Source organism: Pseudomonas sp. 43(2021) (genome assembly GCF_017490805.1).
Lineage (GTDB): Bacteria > Pseudomonadota > Gammaproteobacteria > Pseudomonadales > Pseudomonadaceae > Aquipseudomonas.
This window is the reverse complement of record NZ_JAFGYJ010000116.1, coordinates 1-701: the sequence shown is the minus strand read 5'-3', so window position 1 is coordinate 701 and position 701 is coordinate 1. Positions and strand designations below refer to the sequence as shown.

Annotated in this window: 2 protein-coding genes; both read right to left on the bottom strand. The window is 55.8% G+C overall.

The features are described 5' to 3' along the window. Positions 1-187 precede the first annotated feature (187 nt). Positions 188-349: a hypothetical protein gene (locus tag J5M71_RS26260; RefSeq protein ID WP_016771347.1), complete on the bottom strand. Its 162-nt coding sequence runs from the start codon at positions 347-349 to the stop codon at positions 188-190. Positions 350-443: 94 nt separating this feature from the next. Beyond that, positions 444-701 (bottom strand): aspartate-semialdehyde dehydrogenase (locus tag J5M71_RS26255; protein WP_207838373.1); only part of this gene is annotated, 258 nt, incomplete at its 5' end.

Genomic DNA, 701 nt, shown 5'->3' with positions numbered 1-701 from the left:
GTGAGAACCCCGGCAAACACCACGTTATCGAAAAACATGACTGACCTCCCGGCCCTGCTTTGCTTTGCTGCGATGGATTCAAATTAACAAACACACAGGCGCACATATTGACCAGGATCAATATCCGCAACGAAGGGAAATAAAGGAGGGGAAATAACTGATCTGCATCAACCAATGCAGCGGGAGATCAACGCTTTTTCGGCTTGTTCTTCGACTTTTTCTTGGCTTTTCCCAACGGCATCGCCTGCTCGAAAGCCTGGCGCACTTCGTTCAGGCGCTTTTCGTTGAGGTCATGCACACGCTTGGCGCGTTCAGTGCTGAGGTCGATCAGTTTGTCGTCTTGGCTCATGGCGTCCGGCACATCGCAGAAGAGATCACAGCTGCCGTCACCGACAGGATTGCGCCAATCATGCCGCTTGGCGCTGGCGATGACCAGTCACTGCTCAAATCTCGATATCGACCCACAAGCCCTGACGCGGCTGATCGTCTATCAACGGCACCACCGGCACGGTGTTGTCGGCGTTCAACTCGGTACCCGGCACGGCCAGATGCTCTTCAGGATCTTCATCCGCCTCGCGGCGTCGGCGGTCACGTTCCTGTTGACGACGCTGTTCTTCGCGCGCCAGCAGACGATCCTCTTCCGGATCACGCTTCTGCAGATCGATCGTGCTTTCGTTGGAGCTTTCCTGCACCGGCACCAC

Excerpts from the sequence above, each read along its gene's own strand:
- J5M71_RS26260 (WP_016771347.1), bottom strand. The coding sequence starts at position 349 with ATGAGCCAAGACGACAAACTGATCGACCTCAGCACTGAACGCGCCAAG.